This window comes from Streptomyces sp. NPDC058653, from assembly GCF_042716895.1.
Taxonomy (GTDB): Bacteria; Actinomycetota; Actinomycetes; order Streptomycetales; family Streptomycetaceae; genus Streptomyces.
In genome coordinates this window covers 120,599-142,209 of the sequence record NZ_JBHXRM010000011.1, presented here as the reverse complement: position 1 = coordinate 142,209, position 21,611 = coordinate 120,599, and the positions used below count along the sequence as shown (strand labels likewise).

18 protein-coding genes are annotated in these 21,611 nt (G+C 70.1%); 11 read left to right on the top strand and 7 right to left on the bottom strand.

All coding sequences use genetic code 11. From position 1 onward, the window contains the following. The first annotated feature begins 15 nt into the window (after positions 1-15). The 6 genes from ACFWU9_RS12710 (at position 16) to ACFWU9_RS12685 (ending at position 6,698) form a co-directional block, all read left to right on the top strand. Positions 16-1,272 (top strand): serine hydrolase domain-containing protein, encoded by a 1,257-nt coding sequence (locus tag ACFWU9_RS12710; protein WP_384317199.1) that lies wholly within the window; start codon positions 16-18, stop codon positions 1,270-1,272. A gap of 161 nt (positions 1,273-1,433) precedes the next feature. Continuing rightward, positions 1,434-2,375, top strand: a complete 942-nt coding sequence (locus ACFWU9_RS12705; RefSeq protein ID WP_384317196.1) for an alpha/beta hydrolase family protein — start codon at positions 1,434-1,436, stop codon at positions 2,373-2,375. 51 nt (positions 2,376-2,426) lie between these two features. Beyond that, positions 2,427-3,272: an NAD(P)H-binding protein gene (locus ACFWU9_RS12700; RefSeq protein WP_384317193.1), complete on the top strand. Its 846-nt coding sequence runs from the start codon at positions 2,427-2,429 to the stop codon at positions 3,270-3,272. 96 nt (positions 3,273-3,368) lie between these two features. Then, positions 3,369-4,724: a sensor histidine kinase gene (locus tag ACFWU9_RS12695; RefSeq protein ID WP_384317191.1), complete on the top strand. Its 1,356-nt coding sequence runs from the start codon at positions 3,369-3,371 to the stop codon at positions 4,722-4,724. Next, positions 4,721-5,380, top strand: a complete 660-nt coding sequence (locus ACFWU9_RS12690) for a response regulator (RefSeq protein WP_384317188.1) — start codon at positions 4,721-4,723, stop codon at positions 5,378-5,380. The genes ACFWU9_RS12695 and ACFWU9_RS12690 overlap by 4 nt, the downstream gene beginning before the upstream one ends. A 70-nt stretch (positions 5,381-5,450) precedes the next feature. Then, positions 5,451-6,698 (top strand): cytochrome P450, encoded by a 1,248-nt coding sequence (locus ACFWU9_RS12685; RefSeq protein WP_384317184.1) that lies wholly within the window; start codon positions 5,451-5,453, stop codon positions 6,696-6,698. A 72-nt stretch (positions 6,699-6,770) separates the two neighbouring features. Here ACFWU9_RS12685 and ACFWU9_RS12680 read toward each other — a convergent pair whose 3' ends face one another. Beyond that, positions 6,771-8,426 carry an ABC transporter permease gene (locus ACFWU9_RS12680; RefSeq protein ID WP_384317181.1) on the bottom strand — a complete coding sequence of 552 codons (1,656 nt, stop codon included), beginning with the start codon at positions 8,424-8,426 and terminating at the stop codon, positions 6,771-6,773. Next, positions 8,423-9,418, bottom strand: a complete 996-nt coding sequence (locus tag ACFWU9_RS12675; protein WP_384317179.1) for an ABC transporter ATP-binding protein — start codon at positions 9,416-9,418, stop codon at positions 8,423-8,425. Before ACFWU9_RS12675 ends, ACFWU9_RS12680 begins: the two co-directional genes overlap by 4 nt. A 132-nt stretch (positions 9,419-9,550) precedes the next feature. On the opposite strand from ACFWU9_RS12675, the gene ACFWU9_RS12670 reads away from it, so the two are divergent. Then, complete coding sequence (locus ACFWU9_RS12670; RefSeq protein ID WP_384317176.1) at positions 9,551-10,096, top strand: GbsR/MarR family transcriptional regulator; 546 nt, start codon at positions 9,551-9,553, stop codon at positions 10,094-10,096. 105 nt (positions 10,097-10,201) lie between these two features. Here ACFWU9_RS12670 and ACFWU9_RS12665 read toward each other — a convergent pair whose 3' ends face one another. Then, positions 10,202-11,077, bottom strand: a complete 876-nt coding sequence (locus ACFWU9_RS12665; protein WP_384317174.1) for a diacylglycerol kinase — start codon at positions 11,075-11,077, stop codon at positions 10,202-10,204. A 195-nt stretch (positions 11,078-11,272) separates the two neighbouring features. Here ACFWU9_RS12665 and ACFWU9_RS12660 point away from each other — a divergent pair, with 195 nt between their 5' ends. After that, positions 11,273-12,556, top strand: a complete 1,284-nt coding sequence (locus ACFWU9_RS12660) for an adenylosuccinate synthase (protein ID WP_384317171.1) — start codon at positions 11,273-11,275, stop codon at positions 12,554-12,556. An 86-nt stretch (positions 12,557-12,642) separates the two neighbouring features. On the opposite strand, the gene ACFWU9_RS12655 is transcribed toward ACFWU9_RS12660, so the two are convergent. Beyond that, complete coding sequence (locus tag ACFWU9_RS12655; RefSeq protein ID WP_384317169.1) at positions 12,643-14,181, bottom strand: PstS family phosphate ABC transporter substrate-binding protein; 1,539 nt, start codon at positions 14,179-14,181, stop codon at positions 12,643-12,645. A 497-nt stretch (positions 14,182-14,678) separates the two neighbouring features. Between ACFWU9_RS12655 and ACFWU9_RS12650 the strand changes: the two genes are divergently transcribed. Then, positions 14,679-15,398, top strand: a complete 720-nt coding sequence (locus ACFWU9_RS12650; protein WP_384317167.1) for a hypothetical protein — start codon at positions 14,679-14,681, stop codon at positions 15,396-15,398. Positions 15,399-15,463: 65 nt separating this feature from the next. Here ACFWU9_RS12650 and ACFWU9_RS12645 read toward each other — a convergent pair whose 3' ends face one another. Together ACFWU9_RS12645 and ACFWU9_RS12640 are read right to left on the bottom strand one after the other, a co-directional pair. Further along, positions 15,464-15,700, bottom strand: coding sequence for a DUF397 domain-containing protein (locus ACFWU9_RS12645; protein ID WP_384317164.1), 237 nt, complete (start codon positions 15,698-15,700; stop codon positions 15,464-15,466). After that, the gene (locus tag ACFWU9_RS12640; RefSeq protein ID WP_384317162.1) at positions 15,697-16,530 is read right to left on the bottom strand and encodes a helix-turn-helix domain-containing protein; all 834 of its coding nucleotides are present in this window, start codon (positions 16,528-16,530) and stop codon (positions 15,697-15,699) included. The genes ACFWU9_RS12645 and ACFWU9_RS12640 overlap by 4 nt, the downstream gene beginning before the upstream one ends. Before the next feature lie 156 nt (positions 16,531-16,686). Between ACFWU9_RS12640 and ACFWU9_RS12635 the strand changes: the two genes are divergently transcribed. Together ACFWU9_RS12635 and ACFWU9_RS12630 are read left to right on the top strand one after the other, a co-directional pair. After that, positions 16,687-17,127 carry a hypothetical protein gene (locus ACFWU9_RS12635; protein WP_384317160.1) on the top strand — a complete coding sequence of 147 codons (441 nt, stop codon included), beginning with the start codon at positions 16,687-16,689 and terminating at the stop codon, positions 17,125-17,127. 213 nt (positions 17,128-17,340) lie between these two features. Beyond that, positions 17,341-20,223: an ADP-ribosyltransferase gene (locus ACFWU9_RS12630; protein ID WP_384317158.1), complete on the top strand. Its 2,883-nt coding sequence runs from the start codon at positions 17,341-17,343 to the stop codon at positions 20,221-20,223. Positions 20,224-20,315: 92 nt separating this feature from the next. Here the strand turns inward: ACFWU9_RS12630 and ACFWU9_RS12625 are convergent, their stop codons facing one another. Continuing rightward, positions 20,316-21,503: an RCC1 domain-containing protein gene (locus tag ACFWU9_RS12625; RefSeq protein ID WP_384317156.1), complete on the bottom strand. Its 1,188-nt coding sequence runs from the start codon at positions 21,501-21,503 to the stop codon at positions 20,316-20,318. Between the last annotated feature and the right edge of the window lie 108 nt (positions 21,504-21,611).

The following is a 21,611-nucleotide window of genomic DNA, read 5'->3' as shown; positions in this document are numbered from 1 at the left end:
AACAGGCTGATGGGCATGAGCCTTTACGCGAAGAACTCACGCCGTTCGCGCCTGCCCGTGGTCACCGCGCTCGTCACCGCCGCCGTCTGCGCCGTCTCCCTCGGGGTGTCCGCCGGGCCCGCGCCCGCGCGGGGGACCGAAGGCGGCGGGACCCACCCGGGCGCCCCGCTCTCGCAGAAGCAGTTGCAGCGCGAGGTGGACCGCACGCTGAGGGAGGCCGGGTACGTGGGTATCTCCGTACAGGTGCGTGACGGGCAGCGCCGTACGTACGCCGTCGCCGGGGAGGCCGAGCTGGGCACCGGCCGGAAGGTGTCGCACGCGGCGGCCTTCCGGGCGGCCAGCGTCACCAAGACGTTCGTGTCGACGGTCGTCCTCCAACTCGTCGCCGAGGGACGGCTGTCGCTGGACGACACCGCGGAGGACTGGCTGCCCGGCGTCGTGGCGGGGAACGGCAACGACGGCAGCCGCGTCACGCTGCGCCATCTGCTCCAGCACACCAGCGGGATCTACAACTACGACTTCACCGAGGACACCGGCGACACGGCCGCGGACTTCGAGCGGACCAGATACGACCACCACGACCCCGAGGAGTCCGTCGCCGCCGCGATGAGGCACGAGCCGGACTTCGATCCGGCCGACCCCGACGACCCGGAGCCGGACTGGAACTACTCCAACACCGGCTACACCCTCCTCGGGATGATCATCGAGAAGGCCACGGGCAGGTCGTGGGACACGGAGGTCCGCGACCGTATCGTCCGCCCGCTGGGGCTGACGCAGACGTACGCGCCCGGTGACGACCCGACGCTCAAGGGGCCGTACACGCACACGTACAAGCAGTTCCCGGGCTCCACCGGCTGGACGGACACGAGCTTCCAGAACCTGACGTGGGCGTCCGCCGGCGGGGAGCTGATCAGCGGGGAGCGCGACCTGGACCGTTTCCTGACGGCCCTCCAGCGCGGCCGGCTGCTGCCGCCCGCCCAGATGGCCGAACTGCGCAGGACTGTCCCGGCGGGCGCGGACTTCCAGGAGGTCTTCCCGGGACTGCACTACGGGCTCGGGGTGATGCGGCAGCCGCTGACCTGCGGCGGGTACCGCTGGGGACACGGCGGTGACCTCGACGGGCAGACCGTGCGGACGGCGGTCAGCGAGGGCGGACAGCGCACGGTGGTCGTCAACTCGACCGGGAAGAAGTCCGACGACGCGTCGCTGTTCGCCGCGGAGAAGGCCGTCCAGGCGCTGCTCGACCGTGCGATCTGCGGCGGCGGGCGCTGACGCGGCGACGGCCGTCGCGGGAGCGCCGACGCGCGGCGGCGGAGTGTCGTGGCGGCGGGGCCGTCGACGGTGGGACGGGGCCGTAAACCTGTGGCGTGGATGCTGATAGCGTCCCCGCTGATCAGGTCAATTCGGCTCTCTCATCGAAAGGTTGGCGCAGCATGACGGATTCCGCCGCCCGTGGCTCCGCCGATGCCGCTGCGGTCGCCCGTGACCTCGCCGAGTTCGAGGCGATGTTGTCACGTCCGAGGGTGGAGCCGGACGTCACCTCGGCGTACGGGGATCACCCTGATCAGGTGGTCGACTTCTACGCGCCGCGTGGCGGGCGCGAGGGTGTGCCGCTGGTGGTCGTGCTGCACGGCGGGGCGTGGCGCGCGCCCTACGACCGGGGGCATCTGACGCCGTTCGCGGGGTTCCTGGCCAGGCGGGGGTTTGCCGTGGCCAACGTGGAGTACCGGCGGGGGAGCGCGTCCGAGGGTGTCGCCGCGGATGGCTCCGGGGATGGCTCCGGGGATGTCGAGGCCGGCGGGAGTAAGCCTGTCGCCGGGCGGTGGCCCGAGACCTTCGACGACATCGCCGCGGTGATGGACGCTCTGCCCGCGCTCGTCGCCGATGCCCTTCCACAGGCCGACCCGCGCCGGATCGTGGTCACCGGTCACTCCGCCGGTGGCCATCTCGCGCTCTGGGCGGCGGCGCGGCACGTGCTGCCGGCGGGCTCGCCGTGGCGGCTGGACGCGCCCCCGCTGCTGCGCGGCGTCGTCGCCATCGCGCCCATCGCGGACTTCACGTCCGCCGTGGAGCTTGGTGTGTGCGGCGGAGCCGTCGTACAACTCCTGGGCGGGGAGGCCGAGTTGAAGGCGCGCCGGGACAGCGCGGACCCGTCGGTGCTGCTGCCCACCGGGATCGCCACGGCCATCGTGCACGGCCGGGAGGACATCGTCGTGCCGCAGGCGGTCGCCGAGGCGTACGTCGACGCGGCGGCCAAGGCCGGGGAGATGGTCGGCATGACGCTCCTGGAGGACGTCGGGCACTATCCGCCGGTCGACCCGGGCGCCGACGCGTGCGCCGTCGTGGCCGAGGAACTGGCGCAACTCGCGTACTGAGGGCGGGGCTTGCGGACGGAAGGTGACCGCAAGCCCTCCTACGTTGGGCGCATGACCGACAACGCGAACGTGAATCTTGTGACAGGCGCGACCGGCACCGTGGGCCGGGAGATCGTCCGCGAACTGCTCGACCGTGGCCGCGCCGTGCGGGCGCTGACCCGCGACCCGGCGAAGGCCGACTTCCCCGACGGCGTCGATGTGGTACGGGGGGACCTCGCGGATCCGGCGTCACTCGTCCCGGCTCTGGTGGGCGTCACCGGGCTGCACCTGATCACCTTCGACGGCGGGGGCTTCGGCGAGCTGCGGACGGGACCGGAGATCGTCGAGCTGGCGGCGGAGGCCGGGGTGCGGCGGATCACCGTGCTGCACGGCGGGGGCGCGACTCCGCTCCAGGACGCGGTCGAGGCGGGTGGGGCCGCGCACGACATCGCGTGGACCGTGATCATGCCGGTCGAGTTCATGGCCAACGCGCTGGAGTGGGCGGAGGGCATACGGGCCGGCGACACGGTGCGTGAGCCGTTCGTGGGCCGGCTCAGCGCCATGGTCCACGAGGGCGACATCGGGGCGGTGGCCGCCGTCGCGATGAGCGAGGACGGGCACGGCGGCAGGTCGTACGTGATCACCGGGCCCGAGGCGCTGACGATCCAGGACAAGGCGGACATACTTGCCGGTGCCCGGGGACGGGAGATCAAGGTGGTGGAGCTGACCGAGGCGCAGGCCGTGGAGGAGTGGCGGGCGGCCGGGCACCCCGAGAACGTGATCGGCTTTCTGCTGGAGGTGTACGGGAACACTCCGCCCGAGGGCCGGACGCCGATCGGCACGGTGGAGGAGGTCACGGGGCGGCCCCCGCGTACGTTCGCGCGGTGGGCGGCCGAGCACGCGGACGCGTTCGGGTAGCTCTCGGGAGTGCGCATGTAGTACTTGGGAGGGACGGGAAAGGATCCCTATCACAGGTGACGACCGGTGCCCGGCCCTCCCCTTACCTTTGAAAACGTGACCAAGACAGAGACGAAGACCGCGACCGGGAAAGCCCGGAGCCCCGAGGTCCGATGGGTCGCGGGCCTGATCGGGAGCCTGCGGAAGGAACTTTTCCACGACGCCTTCGCCTATCGGCCGCTGCCGCCCATGGCGACCGACGGTGTGATCACGAGTCGGCTGCCGGAGCGGCTGCGTGAGTACGCGGGATGGCTCCTGCACTTCGCGATCGCGGTGTGCGTGCTGTTCGCGCTGGCCGTGGGGACGGCCAACGGCACGGGGCTGGACCTGATAACGGTGGCGCCGCTCCTGCTGGTTCTCGTCCGGCCCATCGCGGCCTTCTGGCTGGCTCTCGTGGTCACGGCGATCACGGGGATGGGGGGCTCGTATTTCGGCGACTGGCCGTGGTCGCCGTCCGCCTTCGCCTCGTATCTGGCCGTGATGACGATCGTCGCGATACGGACGAATCCGCGCGCGGCGGGCTGGATGTGGGTCGTGACGCTGCTGTACTCGACGGTCGCCGAGACGCTCTTCGGCGGCCCGTACATGTACAGCTCGACCGCCGCGCCCATGCTCTTCGTCTCCGCGCTCAGCCTGCTGACCGTCTCCGCGGTGCACATCCGCCGGGACGCGAAGAAGGAGGTGGCGGTGCAGCTCAGTGTGAACGCGGTGGAGCGCAGCCGTCGCACGCTCCTCGAAGAGCGCACCACCATCGCCCGCGAGCTGCACGACGTCGTCGCGCACCACATGTCGGTGGTCGCGATCCAGGCGGAGGCCGCGCCCTACCGGGTGGAGAATCCGCCGCCCGAGCTGGAGAAGGCGTTCGCCACCATCAGGGAGAACGCCGTCGCGGCGCTGACCGAGCTGCGCCGTGTGCTCGGGGTCGTCCGGGCCGAGGACTACGACGCCCCGGACGCGCCGCAGCCGACCCTCGCGGATCTCGAAGGGCTGCTCTCCAACGTCGGGGAGGCGGGTCTGACCGTGGAGAAGGCGGTCACCGGAGCGGTGCGGGAGCTGCCGCAGGGCGTCGAGCTGTCGGCGTACCGCATCATCCAGGAAGCGCTCAGCAACGTCCTGCGGCACGCGCCGGGCGCGACGGCCAAGGTGGAGGTCTCGTACGTGCTCGGCGGGCTCGGTCTGCGGATAGTCAACACGCCGCCGCAGGGCCTGGTGAAGCCTTCGCCGGGCGCGGGGCACGGCATCACGGGGATGCGGGAGCGGGTGACGATGCTGAACGGCGAGATGACGGCGAGGCTGCTGCCGGACGGCGGCTACGAGGTCGCGGCGTACATACCGGTCGCCGCCCAGGAGGAGGACGAGCCCGAGGACGCGGGTACGGGCGCGGCCCCGGCGCCCGACGGGGAGCGGTCATGACGATCCGTGTGCTGATCGTGGACGACCAGGTGATGGTCCGCGAGGGCTTCTCGGTCCTGCTGAACGCGATGCCGGACATCGAGGTCGTCGGCGAGGCGGTGAACGGCCGGGAGGCGGTCAGCCAGGTCGCGGCGCTCGGCCCGGACGTGGTCCTGATGGACATCCGGATGCCGGAGCTGAACGGCATCGAGGCGACGCGCGAGATCGTGGCGGCGGACGCGGACGCGAAGGTGCTCGTGCTGACGACGTTCGACCTGGACGAGTACGTGTACCAGGCGCTGCGGGCGGGGGCCTCCGGCTTCCTCCTCAAGGACGCGTCGGCGCGGCAACTGGCCGACGGGGTAAGGGTGGTGGCGTCCGGCGAGGCGTTGCTCGCGCCCACGGTGACGCGCCGGCTGATCACGGAGTTCTCCAAGCTGGCGGAGTCTCCGCGCCAGCCCGCGATGGCACAGATGGGAGAGCTCACGGAGCGCGAGACGGAGGTCCTGGTGCTGATCGCGCAGGGGCTGTCGAACGCGGAGATCGCCGGTCATCTCGTCGTCGCCGAGTCCACGATCAAGACGCATGTGAGCCGCATCCTGGTGAAGCTGGGGCTGCGTGACCGTACGCAGGCGGCGGTGTTCGCGTACGAGGCAAGGCTCGTCACTCCTGGCTGAGCCGGGGAGGGGGAGCGGGGCCGGAGGTGGGGTGGGTGCGCTCCGGCGGCCCGGTCAGTAGGTTTCGTCCATGGCAGAGTCCCGCCCCGCGTCCTCCTCCGCGTCCTCGCCGCCGTCGGGGGCCTTCGACCCGTGGTCGCCCGGCTTCGTCGCCGATCCGTATCCCGCCTACGCGGAGCTGCGGGAGCGGGGCCGGCTGCACTACTTCGAGCCCTCGCGGCAGTGGCTCGTGCCGCACCACGCGGACGTGTCCGCGCTGCTGCGGGACCGGCGGCTCGGGCGGACGTATCTGCACCGCTTCACGCACGAGGAGTTCGGGCGCCCGCCGACGCCCGAGGCGCACGAGCCGTTCCACATCCTCAACGGCAGCGGGCTGCTGGATCTGGAGGCACCGGACCACACCAGGATCCGGCGCCTGATCTCGAAGGCGTTCACGCCGCGTACCGTCGAGGCGCTCGCGCCGACCGTGCGGCGGCTCGCCGCCGAGCTGGTCGGCGGGCTGTGCGCGGCGGGCGGCGGGGATCTCCTCGCGGAGGTGGCGGAGCCGCTGCCGGTCGCCGTCATCGCCGAGATGCTGGGGGTCCCGGTGGCGGACCGGGCGCTGCTGAGGCCCTGGTCGGCGGACATGTGCGCGATGTACGAGCTGAATCCGACGGAGGACGCGGCGCGGCGGGCGGTGCGGTCGTCGGTCGAATTCACCGACTATCTGCGGGAGTTGATCGCGGACCGGCGGGCCGCGCCCGGCTCCGACCTGCTCTCCGCGATGATCGCGGCGCAGGACGCGGGGGACCGGCTGAGCGAGCAGGAGACGATATCCACCTGCGCGCTTCTGCTCAACGCGGGGCACGAGGCGACGGTCAACAGCACGGTCAACGGGTGGTGGACGCTGTTCAGACACCCCGAACAGCTCGCGGCCCTGCGGTCCGGTGAGGCGGAGCTGTCCACAGCTGTGGAGGAACTGCTGCGGTACGACACCCCGCTCCAGCTTTTCGAGCGGTGGGTGCTCGACGACCTGGAGATCGACGGCACGGTCGTGCCACGCGGCGCCGAACTCGCCCTTCTTTTCGGCTCCGCCAACCGCGACCCGTCGCGGTTCGACCGCCCGGACACGCTCGACCTCACGCGTGCCGACAATCCGCATGTGACGTTCGGCGCCGGAATCCACTACTGCCTGGGCGCGGCGCTCGGGCGGCTCGAACTGGGCGCGTCCTTCGGCGAGTTGCTCCGGCAGGCGCCGGGACTCCGGCTCGTCGAGGAGCCGGAGTGGAAGCCGGGATTCGTGATCCGGGGGATGAAGGAGCTGCTGGTGGAGGTGTGACGCCCTCCCCGGGGGAGGGCGTCACACCTGGGTCGCCGGGCCCGCCCCGGGGGCCGGGGGAGGGCCCGGCCGTCACTTGGTCTCCAGGTCCCGGCGGCGGAAGCCCGCGAGCCCCAGCCAGATCAGGCCCGCCGCGACGGCGGTGAGTACGGCCATCGGGGTCCAGCTCATGTCGGCGGCGGGGAGCTGGGGCACATGGCCGAAGGGAGACAGGTTGTTCAACCAGTCCGGGAGATCGAGGATCGGGCCGAGATACCCGACCACGAACGCGTAGACGGGCACGGCCCAGGCGGCGGAGCCCGCGCGGGGGTACCAGCCGAAGAGCACGACGGCCACCCCGACCGTCACCCACAGCGCGGGGGCGTAGGCGAGGGCGGCGCCGGTCAGCCGCAGGACGAGTCCCCCGTCGCCGGTGGAGCCCGCGCCCGCGATGCCGAAGCCGAGACCGGCGAGGAGCAGCAGCGCGGTGCCGCCCGCCAGCGAGACGGCCACATGGCTGCCCACCCAGCGGTCGCGGGAGAGACCGGTGGCCAGCACCGGTTCGGCGCGCCCCGCGTTCTCCTCGGCGCGCGGCCGGAGCGTGGCCATCACCACGTACACGGCGGCGACCACGGCGATGACGACCATCACCAAAGCCGCGAACGACTCGGCGATCGACGAGCCGCCGGCCTTCGCCAGGGCGTCCTGGATCTCGTCGACGTCCTTCAGCATGTCCTCGGCGTCGCCCAGGATGGAGCCGTACATCACGCCCATCACGAACAGCCCGGCGGCGAAGCCCAGCAGCGTCCCCCGGTGCAGTCGCAGCGCGAAGCCGAGGGGATGGGTGAGCGCGTCGGAGGCCGTACGGCGGCCGAGTCCGGCGGAGCGCAGCCCCGCGCCGACGTCGCGCCGGGTGCTCAGGGTGAAGCCGGTGGCGGCGGTCAGCCCGGCGAGGACCAGACAGAGCAGCAGGGGCCACCAGCGGTTGTCGACGAAGACGTACGTCCGCTGGGCCCAGCCGATCGGGGAGAGCCAGGACAGCGCGTCGTTGCCCACGTCGCCGGAGGCGCGCAGCACGTAGGCGACGCCGATCGCGGCGAGCGCCATGCCGGACGCGCCCCGGGTGTGGGCGGTGATCTGGACGGTGATGGCGGCGACGCCCGCGAAGACGAGGCCCACGGCGGCGAGCGAGAGGCCGAACAGCAGCGCCCCGCCGGTGGTGACCCCCTCGCCGCCGGTCGACAGGGCGCCGAGCGCCAGCAGGACGGCGAGTACGAGGTTGGCGACCGTGGCGACGACCAGCGCGGACGCGAGCTGGGCGTGGTGCCCGACGACGGTGGAGCGGATCAGCTCGGCGCGGCCGGTCTCCTCCTCGTTGCGGGTGTGCCTGGTGATGATCAGGACGCTCATGAGACCGACCAGGACGGCCATGAAGCCGATCAGCTGGTGGCCCATCATCGAGCCGATGTTGTAGTCGCTCAGATAGTGGCGCGGGCCGGTCATGGCGAGCGCGGCGGGGCTGTCCATGGAGTCGACCGCGTTGGCGCGGTCCTCCGCCGTGCTGTACAGGGTCTCGAACTTGCTCGACGAGGTCAGACAGCCGAGGGCGAGGGCCAGCACCCAGACGGGGATACGGACGCGGTCGCGCCGCAGCCCGAAGCGGATCAGGGTCCCGGTGCCGGCGAAGGCGCCGCCGGATTCGGCCGGCGCGGATGTGCGGCCGGCCGCGGGCGCGGTGACGGCGGTCATCGGGCGACCCCGCCCGTGCCACTGCCGCCGCCGGCCGGTGCCACGGCGCCGGGGCCGGCGGCCGGGTCCTCGAAGTCGTCGGCGTTCGCGGAGTGGCCGTTGGCGGCCAGCTCGTCCCCGTAATGACGCAGCATCAGCTCTTCGAGGGTCGGCGGGTGGCTGATGAGGGACCGGATGCCGAACTCGCCGAGCTTGCGGATCGCGGCGTCGAGGTGCGCGCCGTCGACGGCGAAGTGCACCCTGCGGTCGGTCAGCCGCACCCCGTGGACGCCGGGCAGGGTGTCGAGCCCGGTGGCCGTGCGCTCGGTCTCGGCCTCCACCGTCGTACGGGTCAGGTGCCGCATCTCGCCGAGCGTGCCGGACTGCACGTTCTTCCCGAGGCGGATGATGCTGACGCGGTCACAGAGCTTCTCGACCTGGGCGAGGATGTGGCTGGAGAGCAGTACCGTCTTGCCGTCCTCCTTCGCCTGCGTGATGACGTCCTGGAAGACGACCTCCATCAGCGGGTCGAGTCCGGCCGTGGGCTCGTCCAGGAGCAGCAGTTCGGCGTTGGAGGCGAGCGCGGCGACGATGGCGACCTTCTGCCGGTTGCCCTTGGAGTAGGCGCGGCCCTTCTTGGTGGGGTCGAGGTCGAAGCGTTCGACGAGCTCGTCCCGGCGCCGCCGGTCCAGTCCCCCGCGCAGTGTGGAGAGCAGGTCGATGGCCTCGCCGCCGGTGAGGTTCGGCCACAGTTCGACGTCACCGGGTACGTAGGCGAGCCGCCGGTGCAGGGCGACGGCGTCCTTCCACGGATCTTTCCCGAGCAGCTGGGCGGCGCCGGAGTCGGCGCGCAGCAGCCCGAGCAGGACGCGGATGGTGGTCGACTTGCCGGCGCCGTTGGGGCCGAGGAAGCCGTGGACCTCGCCGGAGTCGACGGAGAGGTCGAGGCCGTCCAGTGCGTGCGTCCGACCGAACGACTTGTGCAGTCCGGCGACGGTGATTGCCTTCTTCATGGTTCTGAACGTACGCTTCTTTCAGAAACTTGTGAAGTTAAGGAATCGTATAAAAGGGGCTCGGTAGACTTGTGTCGGGCGTCGACAGGACCGGGACGCCAGGCGCACAGAGACAGAGACTGAGGTCAGCACATGAGCGAGCGGCGGCAGGAAGACGGCCGTGACGAGAGCCGTGACACGGGACACGAACACAGGAGTGATCGTGACGAGGCCGCCGTCTCCCAGTTCGTCGAAGCCTTCGCGGCCCAGCTGACGGAGGCCGGTATGGCGCGCATGCCGGCCAGGGTCTTCGTGGCGCTGCTCGCCTCCGAGAAGGGGGTCATGAGCTCCGCCGAGCTCGGCGAGCAGTTGCAGGTCAGCCCGGCCGCCGTCTCCGGCGCGGTCCGCTATCTCTCCCAGGCCAACGTCAACATGGTCACCCGCGAACGAGAGCCGGGCTCGCGCCGCGAGCGCTACCGGGTCCTCGACAACCAATGGTACGAGACGCTGACCAACCGCGACATCATGCTCAGGCGCTGGCAGGAGACGATGCGCGAGGGGGTCGCCTTCTTCGGGATCGACACCCCGCAGGGGCGCCGGATCAACGAGACGCTCCAGTTCTTCCTGTTCCTGGAGGAGCAGTTCGATTCGATGATGGCTCGCTGGAAGACCTACCGCGCGGAACACATCCGCGACTGAGAGGTCCGCCGAGCCGGGGCCGGCCCTGCTCGCTCAACGGCCGGCCCTCGCTCAACGGCCGGCCCTCGCTCAACGGCCGGTCCTCGCTCAACGGCCGGTCCTCGCTCACCGCCCCGGCTGAAGGCCGCCGGCCGGGCTGAAGGTCGAGGGCAGTGTCAGCCCCCACGCCCCCGCCCGCAGCGTCCAGGTCCGCGTCCGCACGGGCCCCGTCAAGGCGGCGTCGGCCCGGTAGCGGAAGTCGGCGCCCGAGACCGTCACCGAGAGCGCGCTCGCCGTGATCGGCTCGGCCGAGGCGCTCGTACGGATCACGATCTCCGCACGCCCGCCCACCGACCGTACGGTCACGGCCTCGACCGGCTCGTCCAGATCGCTCAGCACCACGCCGTCCGCCTCCACCCGCAGACGGTGCGTGTGCACGGCCAGCACCTGCGGAACGGGCTTGACCAGCGTCCGGACCAGGGACCGGCAGGTGTGCCAGACGGACGAGCCGCCCGCCCCCTCACCCCGCCCCGCCCTGCCGCCCGCCGCCGGTGGCGGCGCCGGGATCCGCAGATCCCCCAGCACCACGCCGTCGCTGTCGTCGACCAGCAGGTCCAGCCGCCGTACGACCCCGTCGAGCACCGCCCGCGCCGCCGCGACGGCCCCCGTCGGCACACCGAGCGAGCGCGCCAGGTCGACCGACACCCCGACCGGCACCAGCGACAGCGCGCCCGCGGCCAGCTCGCGCTCCCGGTGCAGCAGGGCGACCGTCCGCAGCAGCGCGCGGTCGTCGCCGACCACCACCGGCCGCCGTGAGCCTCTGCGGGCCAGCACCCGCGCGAACTCCGCGGGGCCGTCGGGCAGACAGATCTTCGCCGTCGCACCCGCGCTCAACACGTCTTTCGCGATACGCACTGATTCGCCGTCGGTCCGGCGCGCGACCGGGTCGATGACCACCAGAAGCTGCTGGGCACCGTTCTCGGCGGGCTCTGGAGCCGACACCTCGGTCCTTCCTCGGGTAGCATCTTTGTGCAAGAGCCCCTTGCGCTATTGCGCCAGGGGCTTGGTCTATTCCGGGGCAACCGGTCCGACGGCTCAGGCTGCGTCGTACAGCGTCGTGCGATCTGTCACGCGTGCGTCCTACGTATGTGCGTCCCCTGGCCTTGGACATGCCCCGCCCGGAAGGGGTGTACGCCTGTGCCCGCACTTGTGCTGCTCGGTGCTCAGTGGGGTGACGAAGGCAAGGGAAAGGCCACCGACCTGCTCGGTGGATCCGTGGACTATGTGGTGCGTTACCAGGGCGGCAACAACGCCGGCCACACCGTCGTCGTAGGCGACCAGAAATACGCGCTGCATCTCCTCCCTTCCGGAATCCTCTCGCCTGACTGCACGCCGGTGATCGGCAACGGCGTTGTCATCGACCCGGCCGTCCTGCTCTCCGAGCTGAGTGGGCTCAACGACCGCGGCGTCGACACGTCGAAACTGCTGATCAGCGGGAACGCCCATCTGATCACGTCGTACCACACCACCATGGACAAGGTGACGGAACGGTTCCTCGGCTCCCGGAAGATCGGCACGACGGGCCGTGGCATCGGGCCGACGTACGCCGACAAGATCAACCGGGTCGGTATCCGAGTCCAGGACCTGTACGACGAGTCGATCCTGACCCAGAAGGTCGACGCGGCCCTCGACTTCAAGAACCAGATCCTCGCCAAGCTCTACAACCGGCGCGCCATAGAGGCCGGCAAGATCGTCGAGGAGCTGCTCGGCTACGCGGACAAGCTGCGCCCCTACGTCAGTGACACGACGCTCGTCCTCAACGACGCGATCGACGCCGGAAAGGTCGTCCTCTTCGAGGGCGGCCAGGGCACCCTCCTGGACGTCGACCACGGCACGTATCCCTTCGTGACCTCGTCCAACCCGACGGCGGGCGGCGCCTGTACGGGCTCCGGCGTCGGCCCCACGAAGATCAGCCGGGTCATCGGCATCCTCAAGGCCTACACCACCCGCGTCGGCGCGGGCCCCTTCCCGACGGAACTGCTCGACGAGGACGGCGAGGCGCTGCGCCGCATCGGCGGCGAGCGCGGCGTGACGACGGGCCGCGACCGCCGCTGCGGCTGGTTCGACGCGGTGATCGCCCGCTACGCGACCCGGGTCAACGGCCTGACGGACTTCTTCCTCACCAAGCTGGACGTGCTGACCGGCTGGGAGCGCATCCCGGTGTGCGTGGCGTACGAGATCGACGGCAGGCGCGTCGAGGAACTCCCGTACAGCCAGAGCGACTTCCACCACGCCACCCCGGTCTACGAGTACCTGCCCGGCTGGACGGAGGACATCAGCAGGGCGAAGACCTTCGACGACCTCCCGAAGAACGCGCAGGCTTATGTGAAGGCGCTGGAGGAGATGTCGGGAGCCCCGATCTCGGCGATCGGCGTGGGCCCGGGCCGCACGGAGACGATCCAGATCAACTCGTTCCTGTAGCACCCGCATCGCGTCGCGACCCCGCCCCGGCCGCCGGACGGCTGCCGGGGCGAAGTCATGCCGACGGGACTTTCACGAGGGACCCCCTAGCCCTCCGCGCAGATCTTCACGGCCTCCGGCTTGCTGCACGGCATGTGGCCCTCTGCGCGGACCACGTCCGTTCCGCCCGTGCGGATCATGTAGTTGAGGAAGCTGGACGCCAGGGTCTCGGGCTCCGGCTGGCCGTAGGTGTAGCCGTACTCGATCTCCCGGAACGGATAGTCGCTCTTCTCGATGTCGTCCACCGAGGGCGCCTGCTCGTCCAGCGAGAGATGGTGCAGACCGTCCACACCCGTGCTGGAGCGCAGCTCGCTGTAGCCGATCGCGCCCTCGACATCCTTCACCGTGTCGAGCACCTGCTGCGTGGAGTCGAGTTCGCAGCGGAACGTCCGCTGCGCCGGGTCGACCTTCTGACGGCAGTCGTTGACGGTATGGACCTCCTGCCGCTCCTCGTCGCCCAAGAGGATCTTGCGCTCGAAGATGCCGCGGGTGCCCGAGCCGTCCGAGCGGCTGATGAGCTTGATCGGCAGGTCCGGTCCGCGCTTGCCGTCGGGGCCCTCGACCTGGTTCCAGTTCTTCACCTTGCCGCTGTAGATGTCCTTCACCTGTGCGGTCCTGAGCCCCTTGAACGGCACGTCGTCGTGGACCACCAGCGTGAACACGGAGACCGCGACGCGGTGTTCCTCCAGTTCCGGGAACCCCACGGCCTTCTCCCCGTCGGAGAGGGTCAGGACAGCCTTCGAGGCGCCGGTGTCCAGTTCGCGCACCCCGGCGGCGCTGCCGTTGGCGTCCACCTCGATGGTCGAGCCCGGGCAGTCCTTCTCGTACGCCGTCGCCAACTTCTCGGCCACGGGCGCGAACGCCGTCGATCCGGTGACGGTCAGCGTGCCCTTCTCGCAGCCCATCGGGCCGGAGTGACCGTCGCCGCGCACGATGACGATCGTGGAGAGCGCGATCAGGCAGGCCGTCAGCAGCACCGTGATGAGGCGGGCCGGACGGCTGAACTTGGGCGGGGCCTCGTCGAGCGTGACGGCCCGGTTGACGGCCACCTTCCCGCCGGAGATCCCGCCGCTGACCGTGACCTCGTCGCCCACCTTGCCGCCGGTCAGCAGCACGAGCAGCTTGAAGTGCTTGCCCTTGTTGAGGTGGATCTTCGGAACGGTGAGCCGGTCGCCCGACTCGTGGAAGCCCCTGAGGCGGGTGAAGTTCTCCATCAGATCGGCGTCGTCCGACGGCACGGTGACAGCCACGGCCTTGATCCTGCGGTGCGCGAACCTGACGGTCAGACCGTGGGTGTTGGGCGACGTGTAGTCCTCCGGCGTGATGGGCTGCGAGCCGTCGTTCTCCAGACGCAGCAGTACGAGCGTCGCGTCGGCCATGTCGGGATCGTCGTCGAAGAGCCCGAGCCGTACGTTCGACTCACCGGTGGGAGCGTCGTGGCCGATGGCCGTGTCCATCTGGACGCGGTAGCCGATCCGCTTGCTGCTCGGCGCCCGGCGCTCGTACCAGACCTGCCCCGCAGACGTCAGAACACCCAGCACCATGGCCAGGATCGCAAATACGTTCTCTCCGCTGAACCACTCCATGATCTGCTGCCCCCCGGCACTCTCCGACCCCGTGAGGTGACGGTAGGTGGGGATTCGGCGGACGGGAGTACAGCGCAGAGGTTTGGTGACGGATGTTCACCAGCCGTTCCCCGCATGGCATTTGCCGTTCAACGAGGGCTGGAGAAGTTCACGAAGGTGTAGGTGGCCGGACGGCCGGAACACCACATTTCGAGGCGCGGGCGGTGACCGTCGGCCGTGCACGGTTTCGCGATCTTCGCAGGAGCGCCACATGGGGTTCGCACGGTCTCCCGCAGGAACCGTTAGGTTGTTGCGCGCTCGATCCTGAGTGCGAAATTGAGACAGGTCGTCGGCTTCCAGGCGGCACAGTCAGCACAGAAAGATCGCGGATGGACTACTGCTCTACGTGCCGTCGGACGCTCAACGGGGTTTTCGTCTGCCCCGGTTGTGGTGCCTACGCCCCCGACATCGCACCCACCGGCTCACAACTCCAGCTCGCTCCGGCTACCGTCGCCGCGGTGTCCGAGATCTCGCACACGCGGGAGTTCGACGCGTTCCCCGGCTTCTCCGACCCGGGCGGGGACGTCGCCGTGCCCGCCGACGCGCCGGTAGGTCCCGCGACCCGCTCGGCGACCGGCCGCGCGGCGCGCCGGCGCCGGCTGGCGGACTGGAAGAAGCAGCGGCGCCGGGCGGTCGTGGCGTCGACGGTCGCCCTCGTCGGCGGTGGTCTGACCCTCGCGTTCATGCCGTCGTCCCGGCCCTCCGCCAGCCAGGCCCAGGCGTCCACGACGCCGGAACCGGTGACGGCCCCGTCGACGTCCTCGGGCGGCTCCGTCGACGCCGGCTCGGAGCCGGAGGCCGAGCGGCAGCGCACGCACGACCCGAAGCACGCGGAGCGCGGAACGGGCCGCGCGTCCAAGGACTCCAAGGACGCGAAGGACGCCAACGCGCCGGGCAGCGCGACCGCGATCACGCCGGTGGACGCGCCCGCGAAGCGCGAGAGCTCACCGCAGACGTCGGACGGGGAGGAGTCGCGTTCCTCCGGGGACACCCAGACGCAGCCGGAGTCGTCCGCCTCGCCGGAGACGCCGGACTCCCCGCCGCCCACGGCCGAAACCCCGAGCCAGCAGCCGAACAAGCCGACGGAACCGACCCCGGAGAACCCGCCTCCCACCACCGAGGAACCGACGGACGATGCCGGTCTGTGCCTGCTTGTCCTGTGCGTGGACCTGGACTGAGCGAACGAACCGACGACGAAACGGCGGTCGGGCGTGGGCGCGCCCGGCCGCCAGGTCGTCGGTGGTTACTCGGCCCAGGTGAGGAACGTCGCCCAGGCGGTCGGGGCCACGGCGAAGGTGGGGCCTTCGATGACCTTCGAGTCGCGGACGTGGACGGCGTGGGGGCAGGTGGCCACCTCGACGCACTCGCCGCCGCTGTCGCTGCTGTAGCTGGACTTGTGCCAGTCGAAGGCGATCTCGACGCAGTTGCCGCCACCGCTGTCGCTGTAGCTGGACTTGAACCACCGCAGGGTGCTGGTCATTCCTGTTCTCCCGCCAACCGTTCGATGAGGCCCAGTGATTCGCGCGGCCCCAGGGCCTGTGATCGGATCTTCGCATAACGCTGGGTGTAGGTGCTCACCTTTGCGGGGTCGGAGATCAGCAGGCTCTCGTCCTGCGGTTCCAGATAGACCAGACGGTCGTGCTCCGGGGTCTCGACCAGTGTCATCCCGCCTCGGGCGCCTGCGTATTCGCCGCCCAAGCCGCAATCAAGCGGGAGCACTTGCAGCGTTACGTTACGGCGCTTCGCGCACTCCGCCAAGTACGAAAGCTGGCCGCGCATGACCTCCTCGTCGCCGATTGTCCGACGCAGTACCGACTCCTCCACGATCAGCTCGATCAGCGCCATCGGCTCCCGGTCGAACAGTGCCTTCCGCGCCATCCGCACTTCGACCAGTTCCTCCACCCGATGGTCGGGCAACGGCGGGTATCCGCCACCGATCAACGCCCGTGCGTACGCCTCCGTCTGGAACAGGCCATGGACCACCAGCGTCGCGTACAGACAGAGGCCCACCGCCTTCTGCTCCAGCAGCACGTAGTTCTTGAACTGCTCGGGGTACTTGTCCAGTCGTACGTACTCCCGCGCCCGCTCGAAGACGATGTCGTCGCCCAGCACCCGCCCCAGGGCCACCAGCATCTCGTCGCTCGCCGGCTGCGCGCAGGTCTCCATCGCGCTCACGGCCGCCGCCGAGAAGCCGGATTCCGTGCCCACCTGTTCCTGCGTCATTCCCTTCGCCAACCGCATCGCGCGGGCGATGTCCGCCACCAATCGCGTTGCCGGGCCGGCCGTTACCTTGTTCTCCGCTCGCGCCATTGCGACCACCATTTCGACTCGACCGGACTCAACCGGTCACAACTGATCTCGCCGGAATTCGACCTCACGTAACGGGAGTTGTCGCAGGTCAACCCCTGTCCGACGGCTCCCGTGCCGCCATGGAAAACGCTAGCGGTGATTACGCAGAATGTCCGCGTGAATACAGAGAATGAGCGTTCAACGCAGCACTGGCTCCCCAAGACGGGATTCCAGCTCCGAAAAGCGGGGGTGCTGTTCGACGCCGTACGCGTCGACGGGGACGAAGGGCGCCGGCTCGCGGACATGATGGACTCGATCACGGCAGGTGATCCCGGTCCGATCGCGACGGAATCGAACGGGCTGCGGGCGGTGTATTTCTATCTCCCGCCCGGAAGCACCGCGAACCGAGTCTGGGCGCCCGGGGTGACCCGGTTCAATTCCGTGAGCGGGACCGTGAGTTACGTACCGGTGCCGGCGCTCGGTGGTGAGACCTGGCCGCTGTTCTGGTACTGCCCCCCTTCGCACCCCGAGCGCTTCGTCCATCCGGCGATCCTGCGGAACGCGGCAGCCGCGCTGTTCGGTCACCCGATGTCGTTCGGGATGGGCGAGACCTGCTGAAGCCCGGCGCGACGCGTCGTGGGCCTCCTGGCTGGGCCCATGACCACCACCGGGGCGGTGGATTCCACGGCCCGGTGGCCCCTGTTCCGGTTGGGCCCGCGGTGGGTCCGTGGACCCTTCGGATTGGGTCTCGCCCCTCCGTAGCGTTCCGAGGGACGCGCCGCGGGTGGACACCTGGGCCGGATCTTCAGCAGATTGGCGGAGGGGTTTCCGTTGTTGGACTCACAGGGCCTGGCGATCGAGGTCGGGATGCCCCAGCGCCGCTGGGAGCTGCCGAGATCGCTCGCCGCGACGCGCATCCTGCTGTACCTGATGTTCGCGCTCACGGTGCTGGGTGCCTTCGGCGTACTCAGCTCCCTGCTGGAGCTCGGCAGCCACATCACGCCAGCCCTCACCCTTGCCGCGCTCTACGCGACGGCGCCGGGCGTCGCCGCCGTAATCCTGGCGCGGCGTCTCTGGACCGGTGGGAAGGTCGTCTGGCTGGCGTTGATCGGTCTCCAGGCATGGCTGCTGGTCGGCAGCGTCGTGAATCTGTACGGCGGTTCGGCGCGCGGGGTCAGCCAACTGCTGCTGCCGGGGCTCCTGTTGGGGCTGGTGAGTGTGGGTGCGAGCCGGACGTGGTTCGAACTGCCGGCGGAGCAGCGGGCCGTGAGGCCGCGTTGGACGAGCGAGCGGCTGCGCCGCGCGGTCCCGTCGATTCCGCACATGATCGGGTGGCGGCGGAACCGCGGTCAGTCGACGGTCGAGTACGCGGGCATGGTCGGCGTGGTCGCTCTGATCATCGGCGCGCTTGTTCTCACGGGCGTGGGACCCCAGATCGCGAACGGTCTCCAGACCGCGGTCTGCAACATCCTCGGCGGTGAGTGCGAGAGCGACTCGGTTGCCGGGGGCGGCGGGGAGTCGGGCGGAGGCGAGTCCGACGGCGGGGGTGACAACGGCGGTGGCGGCGACTCCGACGGTGGGGACTCCGACGGTGGTGAGTCCGACGGTGGCGGGGACAACGGCGGCGGCGGGGACGACGGCGGTTCCGATGGCGGCGGTTCGGACGGCGGGTCGGACAACGGTGGTTCGGACGGTGGCGGGTCGGACAACGGTGGTTCGGACGGTGGCGGTTCGGACGGCGGTGGCTCTGATGGCGGCGGTTCGGACGGCGGGTCGGACAACGGTGGTTCTGATGGTGGTGGGTCAGACGGCGGTGGCTCTGACGGTGGTGGGTCCGACGGCGGTTCCGACAACGGTGGTTCGGATAACGGTGGTTCCGACGGCGGTGGGTCGGACGGTGGTGGGTCCGATGGCGGGTCCGACAACGGTGGTTCGGACAACGGCGGCTCCGACGGCGGTGGGTCTGATGGCGGCGGTTCCGATGGTGGAGGCTCTGACGGCGGGGGTTCCGACGGTGGTTCCGACAACGGTGGTTCGGACAACGGTGGTTCGGACAACGGTGGTTCGGACAACGGCGGCTCCGACGGTGGCGGGTCTGACGGTGGTGGTTCCGATGGTGGAGGCTCTGACGGCGGGGGTTCCGACGGTGGCGGGTCTGACGGTGGTGGTTCCGACGGCGGCGGTTCGGACGGCGGTGGCTCCGACGGCGGTGGCTCCAGCGGGGGTGGCTCCGACGGTGGTTCGGGCGGCGAGGACGACGACGGCGTCGAGTGCAATCCGGTCATGGCCCCCTGGGGCATAACCCAGCACTGCACCGAGACAGGCACAGGCGGTTCGGACGGCGGTGGCTCCGACGGCGGTGGTTCCAGCGGCGGTGGCTCCGACGGCGGTGGTTCCGACGGCGGTGGTTCGGACGGTGGCGGTTCGGACGGCGGTGGCTCCGATGGCGGCGGTTCGGACGGCGGTGGCTCGGACGGTGGCGGTTCCAGCGGCGGTGGCTCCGACGGTGGTTCCGACGGCGGCTCGGAGAACGACAACGACGGCGATGACGACGGCGAAGAAGAGGTCGAGACCGTCTGCAATCCGGTCATGGCTCCCTGGGGCATGACCCAGTACTGCACCGAGAGGCCCAAGCCGGACGACGACAAGGACAAGGACAAGGACGACACCAAGGACGAGGACGACAAGGACAAGGACAAGGACGACAACGACGAGGACGACAAGGACAAGGACGACCAGGACGACAAGAAGGACGACTGCGAGAACACCAACGTCGCCTACTTCGGACCGGTGACCACCGGCGCCGCGGGCGACGGGCGCTACACGCTCGCCTCGGCAGGTACGCGTAACCCCGTCGTCTTCCGGGCCGGCGGCAGCGGCTCCGTACTCCTCGCGGCCCCCGGGGACAACTCCGCCGCCGAGATGGCGATGTCGCTCTCCGCGGGTGCCATGGCCGGTGTCGACACGTACCAGGACATCGAGAACCAGATCAGCAACGCCCTCGGCCTCAGCGACCCGCCTCCTCCGCCGGTCAAGGACGACCCGAAGGACAAGCCGCCGACGAAGCCGAAGCCCCCGCACCTCAAGGGCTGCCCGGTCAAGAACCCGATGACCGCCCTGGACGACGTTCCGAAGTACAGCGAGTACGACAGGAAGACGTGGTCCGAGAAGGTCGAGGAGATCGCCAAGAAGAACCCGCTGACAAAGGACTTCACCGCGGAGGACGCGCTCATCGTCGCCGACTACACCGGCTCCTGGGCCGAGGACGCGAACAAGTACCTGCGCGGTCAGGGCATCCCCGGCAGCCGTAAGAACTCCGTCCCGAAGTTCATCGAGAAGATGGACAAGGCGCTGGAGCATCTGCCGCCCGTCAGCGGGACGTTCCACCGGGGCACGTTCATGACGGACGAGATGCTGGAGAGGTACGCCAACGGTGAAGAGATCGAGATGCCCGAGTACCTCAGTACGTCCACCGACCCGGCGAAGGCCGACCGCGCCGCGCAGAACGCGAAGGCCAACGGCCGGGAGGGCGAGAACGTGATCATGGAGATCACCACGGACAACGGGCGCAACATCGACCCCCTGTCCCGCTACGAGGGCGCGGAGTCGGAGGTCCTCATCCCGCGCGGCGGCAAGTTCGTGAAGACGGGCGAGTCGGTCAAGGTCATCGGTGGCAAGGAGTACAAGGTCATCGAGGTGAAGCAGGTTCCCTGACCGGTTGGAAACGTACGTACGGCCCTGTGCGGTGACCTTCACGGTCACCGCACAGGGCCGGAGTCATGCCTGGTCCCGGTGGATCAGGGGGATCAGTACGCGTAGCTCGTGTTCCCGCCGAGGGAGGCGGCGACGTGCTGGACGGCCGGGTTGGTGTTCAGCGTGTGGACCGACTGCATGCTGGACGTGGTGCTGCTGTTGCCGAGCTGGCCCTCGGTGTTGTGGCCCCAGGCGAAGACGTCCTCGCCGAAGACGGCGATGCCGTGCTGGGCACCGGCCGCGACCTGCTGGGCGCCTTCGAGGCGCGGGATGTCGATGGGCGCGGTGCGGTTGGTGAACCGGCGGTTGTCCTTGGCGGCCGGGTCGGCCTCCAGGAGCTGGTTGTTCTGGTTGTTGCCCCAGCCCCAGACCTTGCCGTCGTCGGTCATGGCGTAGTTGTGGTTGGCGCCGGCCTCGATGTCCGTGACGTCCCGGATCCAGTCGACCTCGACCGGCAGGACGCTGCTCTTCGTGGAGGAGTCGCCCAGCTGGCCGGACGCGTTGTTGCCCCACGACTTGACCGTCTTGTCGGCGGTCAGCGCGAGCGCGTGGTGACAGCCGGCGTCGATCTCGGAGACGTTCCGCAGGCCCTTGATCTGGCGCGGTACGGAGCTGGTGGCGCGGTTGCCGCTGCCGAGCTGGCCGTAGACGCCGCGGCCCCAGGCGTACACGTCGCCGTTCTCGGTCAGCGCGAGGCTGAAGTCGCAGCCCGCGGAGACCTGCTTGACCTTGGGCATGCCCTTGATCGCGTCCGGGACGGCGCGCATGTCGCCCGTACGGTTGTTGCCGAGCTGGCCGTAGTTGTTGTCACCCCACGAGAACACGCGGCCGTTGCCGTCCACCGCGAGAGCGTGCTCGCCGCCCGCGGCGATGTCCTTGATGTCCGTCAGGCGCGACACGGCGGTCGGGACGTTGCGGTTGGTGCGGCCGCCGTTGCCGAGCTGACCGGAGCCGTTGTGGCCCCAGGCCTTGACGGACTCGTCGGTGAGGGCGAGCGCGAAGGAGTCGGACGACGAGGTGCCGCCGGCCGAGATGCGCTCGACGTCGCCGCGGACGAGGGAGGTGACGGGGACCGGCGTGGAGCTGTCCTTCATGGCGCCGTTGCCGAGCTGGCCGGTACGGCCGGCGCCCCAGCTCAGAACGGACGGGTTCTCCTGGACGGGCGCGGCGGCGGCGGCCAGGGGGGTGATTGCGAGACCGGCGGTGAGGGCGGCGGTCAGGAGAGCGCGACTAGGGCGCATGGAAAGTCCTCTCGTGATGGTGCGGACCCGTCCTCGCGGGACCGCACCTGATCATCGATAGGCCCGGCGTCCGCCCCCTGAGGCGCGACCGGTCGCACACCCGGATGG

What these genes read in the sequence shown, in the direction of transcription:
- ACFWU9_RS12710 (WP_384317199.1), top strand. Translation starts at nt 16, where the DNA reads ATGAGCCTTTACGCGAAGAACTCACGCCGTTCGCGCCTGCCCGTGGTC.
- ACFWU9_RS12705 (WP_384317196.1), top strand. Translation starts at nt 1,434, where the DNA reads ATGACGGATTCCGCCGCCCGTGGCTCCGCCGATGCCGCTGCGGTCGCC.
- ACFWU9_RS12700 (WP_384317193.1), top strand. Translation starts at nt 2,427, where the DNA reads ATGACCGACAACGCGAACGTGAATCTTGTGACAGGCGCGACCGGCACC.
- ACFWU9_RS12690 (WP_384317188.1), top strand. Translation starts at nt 4,721, where the DNA reads ATGACGATCCGTGTGCTGATCGTGGACGACCAGGTGATGGTCCGCGAG.
- ACFWU9_RS12685 (WP_384317184.1), top strand. Translation starts at nt 5,451, where the DNA reads ATGGCAGAGTCCCGCCCCGCGTCCTCCTCCGCGTCCTCGCCGCCGTCG.
- ACFWU9_RS12680 (WP_384317181.1), bottom strand. Translation starts at nt 8,426, where the DNA reads ATGACCGCCGTCACCGCGCCCGCGGCCGGCCGCACATCCGCGCCGGCC.
- ACFWU9_RS12675 (WP_384317179.1), bottom strand. Translation starts at nt 9,418, where the DNA reads ATGAAGAAGGCAATCACCGTCGCCGGACTGCACAAGTCGTTCGGTCGG.
- ACFWU9_RS12670 (WP_384317176.1), top strand. Translation starts at nt 9,551, where the DNA reads ATGAGCGAGCGGCGGCAGGAAGACGGCCGTGACGAGAGCCGTGACACG.
- ACFWU9_RS12655 (WP_384317169.1), bottom strand. Translation starts at nt 14,181, where the DNA reads ATGGAGTGGTTCAGCGGAGAGAACGTATTTGCGATCCTGGCCATGGTG.
- ACFWU9_RS12645 (WP_384317164.1), bottom strand. Translation starts at nt 15,700, where the DNA reads ATGACCAGCACCCTGCGGTGGTTCAAGTCCAGCTACAGCGACAGCGGT.
- ACFWU9_RS12640 (WP_384317162.1), bottom strand. Translation starts at nt 16,530, where the DNA reads ATGGCGCGAGCGGAGAACAAGGTAACGGCCGGCCCGGCAACGCGATTG.
- ACFWU9_RS12625 (WP_384317156.1), bottom strand. Translation starts at nt 21,503, where the DNA reads ATGCGCCCTAGTCGCGCTCTCCTGACCGCCGCCCTCACCGCCGGTCTC.